Consider the following 17,487-nt stretch of genomic DNA (forward strand, 5'->3'; position numbering starts at 1 on the left):
TTATGCGCCCTTCAATAAGTTAGTGAGTTCATTCAAGCCTTGCTGATCAAATTCATTGCCAGTCAATTCCCCCATCATTTGCGCCAGCGCTTGTTCGGTAGTTTTGATCTCATTCGCTACTTGCGAATAGGTCACCGCGTATTTATCGGCAAGGGCTTGCACTTGGCTGGTGAGCTGAGAAATAACGGCGCTTGGCATGGCGGCAAGTTCAAGACTTAGTGGCGCGATCCATTTTAGATGCAGCAATTCGTTCACTTGCTCGTCGGTTAAACCCTCGATAGTGGCTTTAGTTTTTAAGTGCAGATCGCGTTGTGCGTCTTTAACCGCTTTTTTCAGGGCTTTTTCTTCATCAATGAGTTTATTGACCTTAATGATTTTTGCTTCGTAGCTTTCTTTATCAAATTTAACTTTGCTGTCTTTTTGCTCTTTTAGGAAGGCTTTGGCCGCCTTGGCGACTTCGGCGTTGGCAAAGCCGTCTTTGCTTTCTTTTACGGTGTCTTGCTCTTTGTCTTCTTCGCTAAGCGACTCTAAAATTTCCTCAAGCGTGCTGGCGATTTCTGCAAGGCGGTTTTCTTGTTTTGCCAGAGCCGCTAGGTCATCGCTCAGGTAGGTTTGTTGTACTAAATCAAAGGGCATGATGTGGCCTTTCCAGCCGTCTTGTACTTCGGTGCCTTTGCCCTTAACCTTTTTAACCACAATATTGGAATCAACTAGTTTAGTAGCGGTAAAACCCTCTGTTTGCATCATTTCTAAATCGTTACTTATCACTTGCCATTGGTTATTTAAAAATTGGTAGGCTTGGTATTTGTCGATTAAGGCAATGGGTGCTAAGCGGGTAAATAACTCGGTGCTTAGTTCAGGCTCTTGCTGGTTGCGATTAACCGCTTGCCAGCCTTGAATAAGTATTGTGTTTAAATAGTCATCAAAACCAGCAAAAGCTTGGTTATAAGCGCTGATAAATTCGATGACTTGTGGGTGCTGAGTAATGGTTGCATTAACGTCTTGTTTGGCAATGGCTAATTCACTGTAGGCGGCAGACTTGGCCACAAACAGCGCATTATGCAATTGCGGGAATGCTTGCCAATAGTTATGTAGTTCTGCAATTTCGCTATTGGGGATGCCACCTAGCATAGTCGCGTGTAAATCCCAGCTTTGTGCGGCCGGTGACGAGTCTACATAACGCGGTATGTTTAGGTTGTAGCCGTTGTCGCGCAGGGTTTGCTTACTGACTAATTGCGAGAATTTTTCGATGCTGTCGCGGTTAATGACCGCATCAACAATGCGCTTGATGTCACTGGCTTGCAGTTTATTGTTTTTACCTTCTTTAACAAAGTGCTTGGAGGCATCCACAATTAATACGTCATTGTTTTCACGCTTCTGCTTGAGCACCAAAATGACGGTAGGAATACCAGTACCAAAAAAGATATTGGACGGTAAGCCGATAATGGCATCAATGTGGTTTTGCTCAATTAATTGCTTGCGAATTTCCCCTTCTTCACCACCTCTAAAGAGTACGCCGTGGGGCAAGACAATGGTCATAATGCCATCGGGTTTTAGGTGATAAAGATCATGCAGCAAAAAGGCAAAGTCTGCTTTGGTTTTGGGCGCTAAGCCAAAACGCGAGTAACGTGGGTCGCTGTCTTTAAAACTCGGGTCCCAGGCTTGTGAGTAAGGCGGGTTAGAGACGACTGCATCCACATACAGTGCATTGTATGTCCCTTGCGGATCGTTTTCATCAAAGTATGGCCAATCGTCTTCTAAGGTGTCACCGTTACGGGTTTTGATGTTGCTGGCTTTAATACCGCGCATGATGAGGTTCATACGGGTAAGGTTATAGGTGTTCGCTTTTAACTCTTGGGCATAATAGGTAATGCTGTCTTTATTTTTAGCGTACTTTTCAACAGCCTCACCGATATTGATAAGGAGTGAGCCAGAGCCAGACGTTGGATCGTAAATCTCAATGGTGTCTTTATTTTTTAGCTCATGAGCAATGATGTGCGACATGAGAACCGAGACCTCATGAGGCGTATAAAACTCTCCGGCTTTTTTACCTGCATTAGCCGCAAACTTTTCAATCAGGTACTCGTAGATGTAACCCAGAACGTCATAGCCTTGCTTAGAGTTCATTGGAATACTTTTAATTAAGTGCAGCAAGTCGCTGATAGCTTTAGTTCGCTTACCCGCACTTTCACCGAGTTTGCTTAACCCTGTTTCTAGGGTAGTAAAGATGCCTTCAAACAATTTTTTGTAAGTAGGGGAAATCAAACGGCTAAAAGCAGAAAGTGCATCACGTACGTTAGACTCATCAAAATCGGACGTTGGATCAACCCACGTTGAAAACAGATTTTCGTAAGCAATAAAATAGCCAAGGTTATCTTGAATGTATTTGACTGTTTCAGCGTCTTCTTCAGTTAGCGCTTTGATTTCATCGGGCGTCATTCCCTCTTTGGTGACAAACTGCACCTGTTGGTCGCTGAGGTACTTATAAAAGATGAAACCTAAGATGTAGTCTTTGTATTCGTTTGCTTCGATCTTTGAACGCATCTGGTTTGCTGATTCCCAGATTTTTGCCGCTAATTGTTGCTTATTCATATTCTACTCAATTCATTTCAACTATTGACCGACATCGTGCAAACCGTCGGCACATGTTCGTAATATTGTGTTCAGGGACTCAGTTCAGCTGAGTTTCTTGCTTTTGTATCCAAGCATGGAGAACGTCACTCTTAAACGCCAAAAACCACCGACGTTAAAGCCTATGGGAACCTATTTTCAAAGGCAAACCTCTACGTGTTTTTCTAAGCTGGCTTTAACTATGTCGCTGATTTTTTAACCGCGACTATTTCAGCAACCACCGAGTTGTACTCTCGCTAGTTCTATATCCATTTTGAAACACGGAGAATACGGGAGAATTGAAGAATCAACAATGCGCAAAACCAAACTTTCAGCACTCCGGTTTCATATGTGCATTTTTGTTTTAGCCGAAATGACTCACCATTCAACATCACGCCCTTCTCCCCTGTAATCCATTCGAATCCAAATCTTTTCAAATATATTTCATTACTATGCATAACCCCATTAGTCAAAAAAGAAGCCAATTATGCATAGAAATTCCTTACCCACGATTGCATTCAATAAGACAGCTTTGCCTATATCTCTGGCTCTTCTGGATACATTAAACAACGCTCTAAACAAATACGCAGATCTCGCAGAGGGTCATCACATCATCCAATTCAGCAACAAGCACTACTCCGCTGAACATGGAGGCTATCACCCTGTTGAGATTGCATTGGCTAAATACATTAACAGCCTCTATTCAATCCTTTGCATCACTGACTTTAGCTTCAATGGATACCCTTACTCGATACTCCGGTTTAAAGAGTATCAACGCACCCAACACCGACAAGCTATACACACTATGGGAATCCAAATTCATCGCTAACTTAACCAAGGGAGCCTACAACCCAATCGAACTGCGTAGCCGCTAATACCTGAGCACAATTAATAACCACTCTCTCCCCTCGCTTCTAGCTATCACCATGATTTTACTACCGTACTCTTTCACAGGAGAAACCCTTTATGTCCTATGACATTGTCTATGAACAACTGGCACTGCGTGTACCAGAAGAAGACGTTGTTCAGCAAGCCTATACCTTCTTCAAAGAACGCCTCAACCACACCGCCCCCCAAAGCACCAGCGAACTTAAACAAGCCCTCTATGAGCGTTACGGACTAACGCTACGAGCTGAAGATCTATTCATGCTCCACATGCTCATTGGCTCTAGCAATCTCGTTGACACGGAAACAAACAAACAAACGAGCACGTAGCTGGCAGTTTTGTGGTGTAAACACCTTCAACCACCTACTCGTGAAATACGGTTGTGACGGGTCAGCAGCCGCTGAATCAGGAGATGTCAAACTCAATGGTCGAGACACCAAAGCAGAAGGTTGGATACGAGCCTTACGTAACACTCTGAACCTCGCTAAAGACTATGGCGTGATGCCGTATTGCCGCTCTCTAGAGGTATGGCTTAAAGCACCATTAGACACCTCGAAACAAACCCAACTAGATGAGTTCAAAACGCAGCTAAGTGATTTAGAGGCAACTTGGAAAGAACGGCAACGATTTGATGACGATGGCTTTGATGTCGCAATAAAACCCAAGTCTGCTTTTGAGATGTGGCTATTTCAGCAGCTCATCAATGGTTACCAAGGCAAGTGCTGGATAAATGGCTCAGAGCCGCCCTATCACGCTGTAAAGAAGCATTCTATCTAATACACCTTAAGCACCATTACCCACCAGCTTAACGACCCTAAAAACACGTACACCCACCACTCTAGAGGCCATCTTGTTATCAAGGTGGTCTTTTTTATTTTATCCGTAGAAAGGAACCCACTATGCAAACAACACAACCAAACAGCTCACCCAAAGAACAACTGGATTCTTTACTCACATCAGAGGCAAAAAAAATTAAACCACTTACGGTACTTGTTCAGTGGTCTGAATCTCGCGAGTTCACTGAAGAAACACTCTATGACTTTAATGAATTCGAAAAGAAAGCTCTGGAGGTTGCTAAACGCAATCCATTAGGCGGGTACGACAAAACAAAAGTAACCGTGACCTTTGACAATGAATATCAGCACGAATGCCGCTTAGATTTAGGCTGTGGTGGTAATGATCAGGGTTTTGCTGAGCACTGCTTAAGTATGGCTCGTTATTACCGTCAGCATAAAGGAGATGTCGATAAGCCTTGGCTTTATGACAAACACCACCAGCAACTAATCGAACTCATTAACACTTATGAGTTGGACCACTCATTCGTAGACCTAGGGCATATGCAGGTTAAACAGGTCGAGGAGCAAGCCAAAGCCGAAGAAGCTGCAAAAGAAGAAGCTCAACAACAGGAGCGGGAAAGAGCGTGGCGCAAACACCAGCAAGCGGAGGAGGCGTTTCAAGAAACCTTAGAAGTACCACAATGGGCAAAGGGCGTGATTGTTGCCACACTCACGGACTATGACGCTGAAATCAGTGAACCGTATGCGGGTGAGTTTCACACCAAAACGTTGAAGACCATCATTCTCGCGTGGTCGAAACATTCACGAAACCTATTCCCTGAGCTGCGTAAAGCATGTCTGAATCACCCTGAAACGGCTTTTCTTAATGACCCAGAGAAAAGCGTTGAACACCGTGAACGCTTTGCCATGGGAGAAGGCTATTACCTAACCGACATCAAATACATTCGTTACGGATGGAAAATCAAAAAGCGAAACTTTTACAGAGAGGACAATAAAGCACGATATGTGCCTTTAGGCGAGCTCGCGATAAGCGAATAAAAAAAAGAGAGGCGATTAATTCGCCTCTCTCTGGATGGTGTGATTTTTTTGTTCGCAGTTTTCTAGGACAGAGTCGATTGATGCTTAGGTCTAGCAGCAAGAGGTTGCAAATGATTTTTGGACAAAGTGTTTTAGTGAGGTGGTTCATTTAGCAAAGCATTAATTAAAATAAAAGCCACTTAGGCAAGTTCCCAGTATTACTAGCAGATCACTAATAGGGCAATAGCCCTGTTGTCTTAGAACTATGCTCTATAATTAGGTTAGTTCGAGGATGGAGTCCAACCGGAAACATCGTAAATAACGTTGGAGTCACTAGCACTCTTAACAATTGTGTGTGACAAGAATTTCACGAATTCCATAACTCCTTCTTTTGTTCCATCATGGATTAATTCGCCTTTAGCATTGAACTTCATTTTCCATTGTCTATTTTTTGGAAGCCCTTCATTTGCTTGTTTTTGTTGTTCTTTTAAGGTCTTCCAAGATTTATGCTGGCCTTTATTTATAGCTCTGATGAAGTGATTTTTCTCACGAACACCCATGCTATTAATGTAGGTGCCAAATTGGTCTTTCACTTCTTCAGTGATAAGTTTATCGCTTACTAGATCAGCAAAACCAAGTTCAACGTGTTTGTTCTGTACCTCGTCATAACCAGCTGTATATACAAAGTGAGTAAAATGACTGACGAACAAGTAGAATTTCTTGCCTTTAGAGATCAGAAAGAAGTCATAATCAGGGTTAATTTTATAGCGCTCGTCTGACACAATGTAGGCTTCATTTCCTTTCCGGTAAAAAGCTTTTTTGCTTCCATCAATTACCATCTTACCGACATCGGTCGTTCGTTGAATTGCGTGTACTTTGATGTCTTTGTCGTTTGGTACATTGACCATAAACGACACAACACCCATGTTTGCAATTTCCTTGTTAACCGTTTTATTAGGGTTACTCTTAGCGACATTTAAAGTGTTTATCAGAGAGGAGAAAAGACCAAGCAAATCTAAGTTAATTGGATCGTTTAGGTCTAAGCACCCCCAACAATCAGCCTCAGTTCGAACGGCACCGTCATCTTCTATCAAATCTACTATGGTGTTAACCGAAGCGAAATTATCCATCACTAGTTCTGTAAGGTAGTTTGCAGCGTTTATCCCTTTTGTTGTTTTAAGAATGTAGCTTGTAACGTTATCAAATACCTTAGATCGGGCTGTGTGGTGAAGCACAAAATGATTCACTGAGTTTGAAGCTATTGTGTTGGATTTAAGCTCAGTGAATAGTTGATTGGCTTCAGTTCGCATTAATACGCTTGTGGTTTTGGAAGCACTCGGTTTAGTCATAGATCACCTGACGATTGAAATTTTATTGTAAAGCAAGATATCCATTGGCTGAGGATTACTTGGGTCATATGTAAATTCTTGTATTATTTTCTTAGTTGTGACGACAACAAAATCTTCCTCAATGCCGCTTTCCAGTATTATTCTAGCTTTTACTAAAGCTATGCCGCTTTGGCGAATTAACGAGTTATATGGCCAAATTGGCGAGTACATTGAAAGTAACAATGTAGCGATTAAAGCAAGCTCGCTCGATGATGTGTACAGTACAGTGATTATGGTTATCAGTGCACTAGACTTTAAAAGCAATTCATTTTCATAGTGAAAAAATTGAATAACTTTAACTTGGTGTGATTCACCCACATCTAGATCTTTTGTGGTTTGTCTCTTGATAATCGATGTTAATAACTTCGTAGCCAAGAACGATAAAATGAGCGCAAAGACGCAATACAAAAAGAACGATTGTGTTGTCAATATATCCCACATTTCATTATTAACTTGATAGGGGATTAGACTTTCATCTTGCGCAGGTTCAATCAATTTAAAAGCATTAAACTGATTATCAATGGCTTCTTTAAACTCAAGGCCAAGTAAACAAACCCATAAAATTGAACTAATACTAAGAGACGACAAGAAAGTTATAAAACGAGGAATGTGATGATAGTTCATGTTCTTCCCTAAGTTCTAATGTCCCAACATTGTATGTGGTTTCATAAGCCTAAGCAATTGATCTTATAGACCGTCATTGTAATGCGACAACTCTTGGGTTAGTCGAATTTATCCCGTGATACAACATGAGGATTCACAACGAACAGCATTAGAAGAATGGATGACTTTTAGTAGGGCAAAACCTCATGAATAGATATGAATGAGTAAAAGGTCCATCCAACAATGGGCCACAAATTATTTAGAGCAACGACTCAATAACTTTGTGTTCATCAAGCGATTTGTCCTGTCATACCACATCTCCATTCTCACACCATCAGCCTTCCACTCTAGCCTGCCCCTAAAGCTAACAAACCATGCGCCCCCTTCAATAACACATATTTCCTTATGATCTTCCATTGCTTCGCACCCTAACCCCAAAAATATTCAGGCATATGTCATCAATGTGAAACCCCATCATTGAATCCGACAGGAGCCCGTAATGACTACCCCTAATTCTGATTACCAAAAACAACAGCGCTATCAGGAGAATGAAATCCTAGAGCATGCCGCTGAGATACTCGCCACACGCTATGTGCGTGGTGATGCCTTAATTAGTCCTAACTCCACTAAAGAGTATGTACGCTGCAAACTCGGCAGCTATGAACGTGAAGTGTTTGCTTTACTGCTACTGGATAACCAAAACCGACTGATTGAGTTTAAAGAGCTCTTTCATGGCACCGTCGATGCCGCCAGTGTCTACCCAAGAGAAGTAGTAAAAGCGGTGTTGGAAGTGAATGCCGCTGCGGTGATTATGGCTCACAACCACCCTTCAGGCGACTCTACCCCCTCACAAGCGGATAGAAGTATAACCGAAAGACTCAAGGATGCCTTAGCGCTGGTGGATGTGCGCGTATTGGACCATATCGTAACGGGCGAAATCTGCACCTCATTTGCTGAGCGAGGCTGGTTATGATTGAACAACACTATGGTGATATCAGTATCAATGATGCACTGCTCTCGTCACTAGAAAATCTTCTTATTGGTCACACACTGCCTGAACAGGCTGAAAGACTGGTATTAAACTGCCGTCAAATGAGTTACTACCGCCATCGTCAAGGACTGCACCCTATAGAGATACAGCTCAAACGAGAGTCACGCTCAGGTCCTTGGCTTATCGTGTTCTTTGCGAGCTTTTCTTACCCTAATGACAACAGTACTTCAGTAGAGCCAGAGCTGTACTTTCATCTTGCTAATCGTTGGTTCTATCAACCCGATACAGGAACAACGGATTTATCTCACCCAGAAGTGCAAGAGGTGCTCTCTGCTTGGATGAACGCATTAACTCGCCACCTAAGCCGAAACGTCTTTGATAGCGTGCAACTCTCGCTAGTCAGCTCGTTTAACTAATCCCCTACCTACTTTCTGATTTATCCCTAAACAAGGAGGACTGTCGATGTCCCAATTAGCCTTTACGTCATTACCCCTACCAGTTTCTAAGAAGCTGTATACCTTGCTTAATGAGCGGTACTCAGCTCATTTGCTTAACAATGAAACGCTCTCCACCAGCCGTCATGTGGTCTTTAACTTTCGTGATAAAAGTTACAGTGTTGATGCTGGTGGCTTTCACCCTGTCGAAATGTCTATTTGCCAATCTTCAACAGGAGAATGGTGTATTGAGTACATCACAGACTTTGCTTATATGGGGAACTACTACCCTGAGCTTGAGCGGAATTTGGATTTTGACTTTCGCGCTCGTCAATGTTTTGCCAGCTACCACGGCTGGTTTCCAATGAAAGATAACCGTGAGGCTATCGAGCTGTATAAATTGTGGGAGAGTAATTTTCTCGCATACGTCGAGATGGAGGCATTCGACGATATTACTCTTACCCCGCAATAACTCATGACTTCCCTTCTCCTACAAACCATCAAGCTTATCTCTGCCCTCATCACGTTACTTTCTCTTTCCCCTTTCTTTGGTGCCGTTGGAACCCTAACGACCTTAGGCTTTCTGGTGGTACTGCTGATTGGGTTACTGGTAGCCATCTCAGAGCTGAGAGATAAAAACAACCGTCGATAATGTTAATCGACTCACGCTTTCACTAAGCCGATTGATGGCGATTTAACCGTTGGACATTATGTGTCGAACCCACCTCTATTCTCCCGACATTAAATGTCCGACTCCGGTGTGGAGCGCTATGTATTGAGAGAGTAGTCATGAGTAATAAAACCAGCATTGAAGGCTTATCTGCTTTGCTGCACACGCTGATGCTTATTCCTCAACATCGATGGATCACCGTTAGGGAGTTGCAGCAGCAGTTGGTCCTAATCGATATCCACCGCACCACGCGCAGCATTAAACGCTACCTCGATGAAGTCATTGTGGAGGTGTTTAACGTGGAGTGTGATTCGATGAGCATGCCCCATGTTTACCGAAAAACATCCGAGCAATTACTGAAGCTAAATAAGCAAGAAATGCTCTATTGGCAACTGACCAATAAGTACTTACAGCCGCTTATTCCTGATGCACTGAATTATGGACAGGGTCGGTCCTCGGAGAGAGACAAACCCTTACTGGATAAGGCTTCAGCCATTTCAAAAGAACGACTTTGGCTAAGCAAAGTACACCTCAACCTACCTAATACGAGAAGCTGGAGTAACAAGCAGCAACAAGTCTTAGGCTCAGTCCATGAAGCATTACTTAACAACCGAATGCTAAAGGTCTCTAGCCAAGCTTTGCAGCAAGAGCAAACGTTCATTGAACCACTGGGACTCTCGGTTCAGTGTGACGCGCTCTTGCTGCTCTTTCGGTTATCCGACCAACATCCAATACACACCGTTGCCTTACCACTTATTGATGAGGCCAGTGTATCGACATTTTCATTTACCTATCCCTCCGACTTCAATGTTGAGCAGTTCATGCTAGATCTCGAAGAAGCAGGCTACCCAGAATTTCACTCACCAATGAGGAGAGCACCATTATGACATTAATCAACACCCTACTACGATACACCGCTATGAGCGTGCTGTTTATCGGACTGACCGCTTGTGGCGACCAAGAAGAAACTCAAGCAGCAACGGCAGATATTGAAGTATCGATCTCCACCAACTCTCATTGGGGAAGTTTAGTCTTTGACCTACAAGCGATTACCGATAACACCGTCATCACCGACGTTGTAATTAACCGAGGTAATTGTCGTCTTCCAGCTGGTACGGCCTCAGAGCTGTCTAGAAACGTTTCATTGAAGTTCGGTGAAACCTACACGGGATACAGCAACAACTGCACCGTCGATAACGTGAAAGAAATTGAAGTGACGTCAACGGCTGGCACCTTTGTTTACACCTTCTAAATCGAAAGCAAAACAACTCATCTATTTATAACTACCAATAAGGATCGACAATGAAAAACATCACAACAAACACACTTGTTCTACTGACTACCCTAGCATCACCTTTTGTTTTGGCTCAAGGTGGATCGCTTGGAGGTAATCCATCGGTAGAAACGGGAGCGGTTAACGTCAGTTTAGGCAAATGCACTCAATACAAGCTGGATGTGAAAGCGGCTCTAAACGCAGGCAAACAGGTATCGTCGATTACTGTTCCTAAAGGCTGTGAAGCCATCAAAGAAAAGTAATGCCACCAGCCAAGGCTAAAAATGACAATGGGGAGCAATTACGCTCCCCATTCTTTTTTTGCTTCTTTATACAAGCTTCCCATCTAAAACACTTTTGGTCAAAGTTTGCTAAGCAGTAAGAGCGACCACCAGCTCTCCCCCTACATCGCATCTACTCACAGGTATATGTTATCTATAAAAACGCTTAACGCTACCCTAAAGACGAATCACCGCCCCAAGAGATAAAGCATAAATACGACCGCACAGCTTGCTAGCGGTCTGCCAACAAACTGTGCATCATCGTCTTAATCGGCTTCTGCCGCTTCAACGGCTAACAAGTCTGCCATGTCATTACCCTTATCACCTGAATGGGCTTTGACCTTAAACACCTCTACGTATTTCTTAGAACGCAATTCGTCGATTTGTTGCCATAGATGGCGGTTCTTTACTGGCTTTTTGTCTGACTTACGCCAACCTCGCTCTTTCCAGTTATCTAACCAATCGTTGTAGCCCTTTACACAGAAGTCACTGTCTGAGTAGATAACGTCGCCATCTTGGGCATACTCTAAACCTTCGATTAAAGCCATGAGCTCTAATTCAGCATTGGTAGTATTACGCTTAATGGTGATGCTATCTTGATACTCTAGTTCACCGTGCTCATTAAAAGCTGCGATACCAATTCCACCCTGTGTGCATCCGTGTTGATTGTTTGGTGCTGCACCATCTACGTAAATTGAAAAACTCATTTTATTTCTCTCTCTAATTGAAAAAGGGAGCCCTCAATGGCTCCCTGTTGATGTGGTCAGTATATTTTCTGCTACTTGGATTATTATTGGATCTCTCGTAATCCCAAGCATGATTCCATCCAATCATCAATCTCACCATCAACCCAAGCAACGGCTCTATCTCCAAGATTGACTGATAATGGAAAGTTACCGTTATTCATTTTTCGGTAAATCGCTGAACGACTTAAAGCCGTTTTCTCCATCACTTCTTTTAACTTTAGAAATCTCATTGGGAATGGTCTCCTGTATTTTGTATATACCCATGAGATAAGCCACCGCTGTAAAAAAGTGCGGTGGGGTTAATCCTCGCTAGAGCCAAAACAGTAATGCTCTTCTTCCCATGCCTCAGCTAGACGGCTCATGCGGTGAAATACACTGTTCTTTACTACGCTACTTTTGCTCTTGCAGCGCGTCCCTAAGCCGTAGTTACCTCTATCGTTAAATAACACCAATGAACGCTCTTTGCCTTCGTAGTGGCTCTGTACAGCCTCTTGCCATGCCTCTTTAAGGTGGTTGGCTAATTGATTACGTTTATCCCAACAGATAGCGGAGCCAAAGTACTGGTTGTAATCAAGCAAGAGTATGGCTTGGTAATTGTGTGAGGGGGATTTATCGGCTCGCTTACGCCATACATAGAACACTGAATCCGTCTCGAGCTTTTCTTTAAGCAGCGCAAAGTAATCGTTAATGATGCTTAGGTCGGTATCTTGATGGTCTTCTGGTAGAAACAAATCCAGACGTGTTGCCAAGGCCGCGTCAAACTCGTCCATTGCTTGTTCAAAGACTTCCGTCATGGAAGTTAAGGCCGATTCGTATAACCCCTTGTCACTGAAAAACACGGGGTAGTCGTTGAACGTTTTTGAATGGGTAATGTTGGGAAGGTAAGTATTGTTGGACATGAGTAATCCCTCTGAGTCTGTTAATGACATAGGTATTACTCGCGCTGTATTTTTTTAAGGTGAGTTGTGACTGCAACCAAAACTCGTACTACGGTTATCGTCGTGTTTGGTGGTGGGCTTAGCGAGACGGCTTATCCGATAGAAAACCTCATTTAACTGCAATGGAAACGATTCACCCCCTTTCAGAAGTTCGTACACGTCATCAGATGGAGAATACGCCAGTCCTGAACATCTTCTCCCATGGTCTTTTTCAACAGCTCTATCCCATGCTTTTCTGACTCTGGACAAGTAGCGACTCCTCCCGTCCCCACTTCTGCCTAAACAATGATATAGCCGCCTATCAAGGAGTAAGACAAGGTGATACTGGCTGGTGGACTCACACGCCTTGAACCAAACATGGCGAATGACCGTTTGGTGATATTGGTGAGGCCTACGCCTGTACTTCATTAGGCACAACTCATTGGTTTCCAACTTCAAGGTACTAAAGAAACGACTGAATACCTCAGAATGGTTTCCATCAAAGTCACTTGGTAGACGTACATTAAAATGAGCGACACAAAGTTTGGGATATTGGCCGAGCGCTTCAGTCAGCACTCGGTCGATTCCCACCAAGTACTCAAGGACAAGACCATCCTTGTGGTAGTAGAGCGGCTTCCCATTAAACGTTCTGTCATGGGTGATGGTGACTAAGCGGTTGTGAGCAACGCTGATGTGATTTGGCATTCTAGTTCCTGCGGTTTATTGTTAATCCCACAGGAACTATCACTACCGTAATTTTTAAGCTACTTGTGACTATGGCCGAAATTGCGTCTACCGCTACCAAAGTGCTTAGTGCGCTCTTTAGCTAAATAGCTAATGTGCTTAAAGAACTCGTCAAACGCATCGTCAAAGTCTTCTGATTTACTATTCAATCGGTGGATGACCACACTGTCGCTATTCCTTCTCTTTGAAAAATGAACCAGTCCATTGGCTTCTTCGTAATCGACACCAGCGACCCTAGCCCATGCCTCTACGATAAAAGAGCCTAAGTTCTCCTGTTGTGTTTGAGTTTTCCCTAACCAGTTAAACCTATCTTTGTTGAACATGAGCACTAGGTGATAGTGGTCGTTTATCGAGCTAGAGCGCTCTCTCACCCAAGCAATTCTAACCTTGCAGGGATGCACTCTACTCCCTTCTCTTTTCTTTCGTTTGCCTGAGTGATCAATCTGCGACTGTAATGAGCGTAGAAAGTCAGTCATGACATTACCGCTCTTTTCGTTTTTCCTTAGCTTGGGAAACCTCAAATCCACACGAACAGCCATTAGCCTAGGGTACTCGTCTAATGCCCGATCAACCGTATCGTACATTTTTTCTAAGTAGTCGATGTAGAGTGGACCGTGCTCGGTCTGGATAGGTCTACCCAAAAAGGTTGGCTTGGTGGTCAGTCTGAGGTTTTTGTTTTTGCGAGAACGTACATTCATTCCTATCTACTCCTGTGTTTAAGTTCATAGATAGGCCCGTGTCGTTATTTTTAATTGTGTACTGTGAGTCACTTGGTGTGACTCAGGGATATGTGATGATGTAGTCGCGTACTAGGTATGGTAGATGTTTAGTTATTAACGTAATAATACTAACCAGACAGACATATCCTTCTTCCCCCGCTCAAGGTTTAAAGCGTTTCAATTAGGCTTTCACACTATTCAAACCAACAACAAGCATACAAATAATCAACAACTGATGGTGCATTTTTATAGGAATGAAATACCCCTTCGCTTTCAAGTTACATGATGGCAACTGAATACAAACAAAGGTGATAGGCTCATTTAACACTCCGAGCTATCTCAAATAACGCTCCTTCATCAACTAATCAAACTGATTCACTCTTATCATCTCTATTTCATGTTTTTATTTGAGAAGTTGGATGACGTGCTCCCCTAACGTTTGAGTTTATACCAAAAGAAAGCAGCACTAATTTTTGCAAGACAGCACTTCTCAGTTGCACGTTCAAACAAATTTTTTCATAGAAGAAATAACAATAGATTATTGCAATACAAAAACATCACAATGTAAAAATTCTTAAAACAGTTTTCATAGCATGGCGATCATCTATAAGGCCCGCTATAGCTCAAATAATGAAAATTCTTGCCGAAATATTTCGATTTTTCTTGTCTATAATTTGTAATTTTCAACTGAAAAATATAATGTATTTCTTTCAAAAATGCCTACGAGAGTGCATGACTTATGAAAGGTCCTAGCTATCGATTTACCCTTGTGCGAGATACGGCTGATAACACTCAGCTTCGCTTTTACATAAGCTACATATACTTCAAACAAAACAATCATCTATTAAATGGCTATGACTTATCTGTTATGCAACAGCGCGGTCTCAAGCATCACTTCACTGAAATTGTTGCTGAAAAACTACACATTGAAACAGAAGTGTTAGAGAACGGAAGTTTCAGTCTTGATGTGAAGGAGCAGCTACAAACACTCTTGAATGACCTACTCTACATAGCAAAAAAATGCATAATTCCAAATTTCTATATATCTTGGCTCAACAGTACAAGGGCGGATTTTTTTCTTTACTCACTAATTAAACTATCTATAAAAAGCAACATATTGATAACAAACAATCGTTATTCAAAGATTTATATAGGTCAGGTTTTTTGGCCTAAATTTAACTCTATTGGACACCAAACACGGGAAAGTAAGCTGCGCGATATTAAACGAAAAAGAATTGTTAGAGATAGGAAGCGTGAAGGAAAAAACTGCGATCCTGAGCTGGTTGATCAGCTAGTCGACAAAGTTATATTAGAAGATAAAGAAGAAATAACTAAGATCCAAAAGGAGTATGAACCATACATAGAAGCCTTAAGGCCAATAGAACACTATGACCCGGTAAATGACCCTCATGCTATAGAAAAAATGATTGATCACTTCCATACTGTTGCTTTTACAAAAGAAGCATATCGTTATGAAAACATACGTTTCATCACGCAAGCTAAGCGACTCTATCAGCAATGTTATAGCAAAGTGCCTGCATCCCGAGGCATTATGAAAAATGATAGTAGTGAGCTGATTAACAAAACCTACGAAAGACTGATTAAACAATACAGTATCCTTCGATTTTATCCGCCAGTTGAAGACCCTACCATTAGGCAATACTGCATAATCTCATTTCTTGACATCCTCTATACGACGACGGCGAAAGAAGAGTTTGAAGATCGGTTCAAACTGATAGGAGATAAGCATTCCTTAGACAAGAGTGAGTGCAAAGACTTCACTCTAACCTTTTCTCAAAAGCAATGGGACATGCTTATCGGTATCACTGAATCAAAGTATCCATCAAAAATCAAACAAGCTCTCAATAGAATAATCAGGCAAGAATATAAGAGTCTGAAAAAGACAAGAGAAGATTAACCATTTAAATGTCAGATGAAAATGGCAACGAGCAGAGCAGCCCTCAAGGTTAAAACTTATAGCGGTAAAGGGAGAAATATGGGCATCTCCCTCTTTACCCTACGACATTATACCACTTCGGGAAACTGAACAATATTAGTCTTAACGTTTACTATCGAGTCTAACTCATCAGCCCAGCGCTGTAGCCACTCTCGACACTCAGCCTCATAGCGGTGCAAATTATATGTTCCCTCAATGCCTTTAACACTATGCCCCAATACTGCTTCAGCAACTCCCGTAGGGCACCCCATACGTGCTAATTCCGTTCGTACTGTTCGTCGTAAATCGTGAGGAGTCCAAAGCGGCATATCAATCATTAATCCATCTCTACGCATTCGCCACGTATACTGAGTTAGTTGTTTTTGAACTACGTGAGAACCTCCTTTAGAAGTAGAAAAAACATAGATAGATTGAGGGTATGATTTAACCTCTTTCCACTTACGTAACCACTGAACAGCTTGAGAAGGCAGCTGAACATAACGAGAGTTACCATTTTTTGTTTCAGTTAAATAAATGGTGTTCTTATCAAAATCAATCTGCTGCCACTCTAAGTCGCAAACCTCTCCAGTACGACAGCCTGTCCACAGCGTCATTCGGAGAATACCTCTTATGTTTTTAGAAAAACTCGAATTCGGCAACCATTTGATAAATCTAGATAACTCAGAATGGTCTAACACTCTCTTACCTTTATGATTAGTCAGCTTAACCTTACTCTTCTTAAACTTATTAATAGCCAACAGCGCTGGATTGACAAAGTTTTCAGGGAGATAATCCATACCAATAGCATACTCATAGGCACTGGATAGCTCTCGTAACACAGAGCCTGCTTGTACTGGCGCACCTCTATCAATGATCCCTTGAATTAAATACGTGATGTCACTTTTGCCGACTTCCATAACAGATCTATCTCCAAGAAGAGCGACAATATCAACATACAAGGTTCGTCTAACTTCTTTTTGTCCTTTTGCCTTACGAGCTCCTGAGATCACTCCACCAGAAGAAGTAAATCTGTCTTGAATATAATTTTCTAAATAATGATCGATCACATCTTTGAGAGTAATGCTATTAACACGCTCAGTCTTTAATAACTTACGTCGCTCTTGTTCTTGCCTTTCTAAGTCAGCCTTTGGACATATTCCCCGCTCTCTTATGGCTTTCATTTCGCGAAGCTTAATGCGAGCTTGCTCAAGTGACATATCAGGAAAGGTACCTAGCTTAATCTGTACAAGTTTACCACCTGACTCTGGGCTTCTATAGCGATAGGTAAAAGTTTTCCTGCCCGTCTTTCCACAGGCTATTCTTAGCCCTCGGTTTTCTCCAGTATCAGACAAGACACCTTTCTTAGCCGTTAGCGCCTCAATTGTCTTATTCGTTATAGATTTGATATTCTTCTTATCAGCCATTTATCGGGGTCCCTTATCGCAATATTGTGCGGCGATTGTATTATCTAGTAT

The 17,487-nt window shown here is 42.3% G+C and carries 21 protein-coding genes; 12 read left to right on the top strand and 9 right to left on the bottom strand.

Going from position 1 to position 17,487, the window contains the following annotated elements:
• The gene (locus OCV56_RS13405) at positions 1-2,592 is read right to left on the bottom strand and encodes a type I restriction-modification system subunit M (RefSeq protein ID WP_150330763.1); all 2,592 of its coding nucleotides are present in this window, start codon (positions 2,590-2,592) and stop codon (positions 1-3) included.
• A 505-nt stretch (positions 2,593-3,097) separates the two neighbouring features.
• Here OCV56_RS13405 and OCV56_RS13410 point away from each other — a divergent pair.
• From OCV56_RS13410 to OCV56_RS13425, 4 genes are all read left to right on the top strand, one after another.
• The gene (locus OCV56_RS13410) at positions 3,098-3,439 is read left to right on the top strand and encodes a DUF2787 family protein (protein WP_228761227.1); all 342 of its coding nucleotides are present in this window, start codon (positions 3,098-3,100) and stop codon (positions 3,437-3,439) included.
• 137 nt (positions 3,440-3,576) lie between these two features.
• Positions 3,577-3,825, top strand: a complete 249-nt coding sequence (locus OCV56_RS13415; RefSeq protein ID WP_228761228.1) for a hypothetical protein — start codon at positions 3,577-3,579, stop codon at positions 3,823-3,825.
• A complete protein-coding gene (locus OCV56_RS13420) occupies positions 3,791-4,273 on the top strand; it encodes a hypothetical protein (protein WP_228761229.1) in 483 nt (160 codons plus the stop codon). The genes OCV56_RS13415 and OCV56_RS13420 overlap by 35 nt, the downstream gene beginning before the upstream one ends.
• A 122-nt stretch (positions 4,274-4,395) precedes the next feature.
• Positions 4,396-5,331 carry an LPD25 domain-containing protein gene (locus OCV56_RS13425; RefSeq protein WP_150330764.1) on the top strand — a complete coding sequence of 312 codons (936 nt, stop codon included), beginning with the start codon at positions 4,396-4,398 and terminating at the stop codon, positions 5,329-5,331.
• 260 nt (positions 5,332-5,591) lie between these two features.
• On the opposite strand, the gene OCV56_RS13430 is transcribed toward OCV56_RS13425, so the two are convergent.
• Both OCV56_RS13430 and OCV56_RS13435 read right to left on the bottom strand, forming a co-directional pair.
• The gene (locus OCV56_RS13430) at positions 5,592-6,659 is read right to left on the bottom strand and encodes a hypothetical protein (RefSeq protein WP_132743395.1); all 1,068 of its coding nucleotides are present in this window, start codon (positions 6,657-6,659) and stop codon (positions 5,592-5,594) included.
• A 3-nt stretch (positions 6,660-6,662) separates the two neighbouring features.
• Positions 6,663-7,322, bottom strand: coding sequence for a hypothetical protein (locus OCV56_RS13435; RefSeq protein ID WP_132743393.1), 660 nt, complete (start codon positions 7,320-7,322; stop codon positions 6,663-6,665).
• 478 nt (positions 7,323-7,800) lie between these two features.
• Here OCV56_RS13435 and radC point away from each other — a divergent pair, with 478 nt between their 5' ends.
• The 7 genes from radC to OCV56_RS13470 all read left to right on the top strand — a co-directional run bounded on the left by radC (position 7,801) and on the right by OCV56_RS13470 (position 10,932).
• The gene (radC, locus tag OCV56_RS13440; protein ID WP_150330765.1) at positions 7,801-8,274 is read left to right on the top strand and encodes a RadC family protein; all 474 of its coding nucleotides are present in this window, start codon (positions 7,801-7,803) and stop codon (positions 8,272-8,274) included.
• Entirely contained in the window at positions 8,271-8,708 is a 438-nt protein-coding gene (locus OCV56_RS13445; RefSeq protein ID WP_190960480.1) for a DUF2787 domain-containing protein, read from the top strand. Before radC ends, OCV56_RS13445 begins: the two co-directional genes overlap by 4 nt.
• 46 nt (positions 8,709-8,754) lie before the next feature.
• Complete coding sequence (locus tag OCV56_RS13450; RefSeq protein ID WP_150330767.1) at positions 8,755-9,198, top strand: DUF2787 domain-containing protein; 444 nt, start codon at positions 8,755-8,757, stop codon at positions 9,196-9,198.
• Positions 9,199-9,201: 3 nt separating this feature from the next.
• Entirely contained in the window at positions 9,202-9,378 is a 177-nt protein-coding gene (locus OCV56_RS13455; RefSeq protein ID WP_150330768.1) for a hypothetical protein, read from the top strand.
• Between the two features lie 137 nt (positions 9,379-9,515).
• Positions 9,516-10,283, top strand: coding sequence for a transcriptional regulator (locus OCV56_RS13460; RefSeq protein ID WP_150330769.1), 768 nt, complete (start codon positions 9,516-9,518; stop codon positions 10,281-10,283).
• Positions 10,280-10,648 (top strand): hypothetical protein, encoded by a 369-nt coding sequence (locus OCV56_RS13465; protein ID WP_150330770.1) that lies wholly within the window; start codon positions 10,280-10,282, stop codon positions 10,646-10,648. Before OCV56_RS13460 ends, OCV56_RS13465 begins: the two co-directional genes overlap by 4 nt.
• A 50-nt stretch (positions 10,649-10,698) precedes the next feature.
• Positions 10,699-10,932: a hypothetical protein gene (locus OCV56_RS13470; RefSeq protein ID WP_150330771.1), complete on the top strand. Its 234-nt coding sequence runs from the start codon at positions 10,699-10,701 to the stop codon at positions 10,930-10,932.
• 284 nt (positions 10,933-11,216) lie between these two features.
• On the opposite strand, the gene OCV56_RS13475 is transcribed toward OCV56_RS13470, so the two are convergent.
• From OCV56_RS13475 to OCV56_RS13495, 5 genes are all read right to left on the bottom strand, one after another.
• Complete coding sequence (locus OCV56_RS13475; protein WP_150330772.1) at positions 11,217-11,657, bottom strand: ribonuclease HI; 441 nt, start codon at positions 11,655-11,657, stop codon at positions 11,217-11,219.
• 83 nt (positions 11,658-11,740) lie between these two features.
• Positions 11,741-11,926 carry an AlpA family transcriptional regulator gene (locus OCV56_RS13480; RefSeq protein WP_017090816.1) on the bottom strand — a complete coding sequence of 62 codons (186 nt, stop codon included), beginning with the start codon at positions 11,924-11,926 and terminating at the stop codon, positions 11,741-11,743.
• A 69-nt stretch (positions 11,927-11,995) separates the two neighbouring features.
• Entirely contained in the window at positions 11,996-12,595 is a 600-nt protein-coding gene (locus OCV56_RS13485) for an inovirus Gp2 family protein (RefSeq protein WP_150330773.1), read from the bottom strand.
• A 54-nt stretch (positions 12,596-12,649) separates the two neighbouring features.
• On the bottom strand, positions 12,650-13,318 hold the full coding sequence (locus tag OCV56_RS13490) for an inovirus Gp2 family protein (protein ID WP_150330774.1): 669 nt from the start codon (positions 13,316-13,318) through the stop codon (positions 12,650-12,652).
• 59 nt (positions 13,319-13,377) lie between these two features.
• Positions 13,378-14,055: an inovirus Gp2 family protein gene (locus OCV56_RS13495; RefSeq protein WP_150330775.1), complete on the bottom strand. Its 678-nt coding sequence runs from the start codon at positions 14,053-14,055 to the stop codon at positions 13,378-13,380.
• Between the two features lie 760 nt (positions 14,056-14,815).
• On the opposite strand from OCV56_RS13495, the gene OCV56_RS13500 reads away from it, so the two are divergent.
• Positions 14,816-15,994: a hypothetical protein gene (locus OCV56_RS13500; protein WP_150330776.1), complete on the top strand. Its 1,179-nt coding sequence runs from the start codon at positions 14,816-14,818 to the stop codon at positions 15,992-15,994.
• A 107-nt stretch (positions 15,995-16,101) separates the two neighbouring features.
• Here OCV56_RS13500 and OCV56_RS13505 read toward each other — a convergent pair whose 3' ends face one another.
• Positions 16,102-17,436 (bottom strand): tyrosine-type recombinase/integrase, encoded by a 1,335-nt coding sequence (locus OCV56_RS13505; protein WP_150330777.1) that lies wholly within the window; start codon positions 17,434-17,436, stop codon positions 16,102-16,104.
• Positions 17,437-17,487: the final 51 nt, after the last annotated feature.

The sequence above is a fragment of the Vibrio gigantis genome (assembly GCF_024347515.1).
Taxonomy (GTDB): domain Bacteria; phylum Pseudomonadota; class Gammaproteobacteria; order Enterobacterales; family Vibrionaceae; genus Vibrio; species Vibrio gigantis.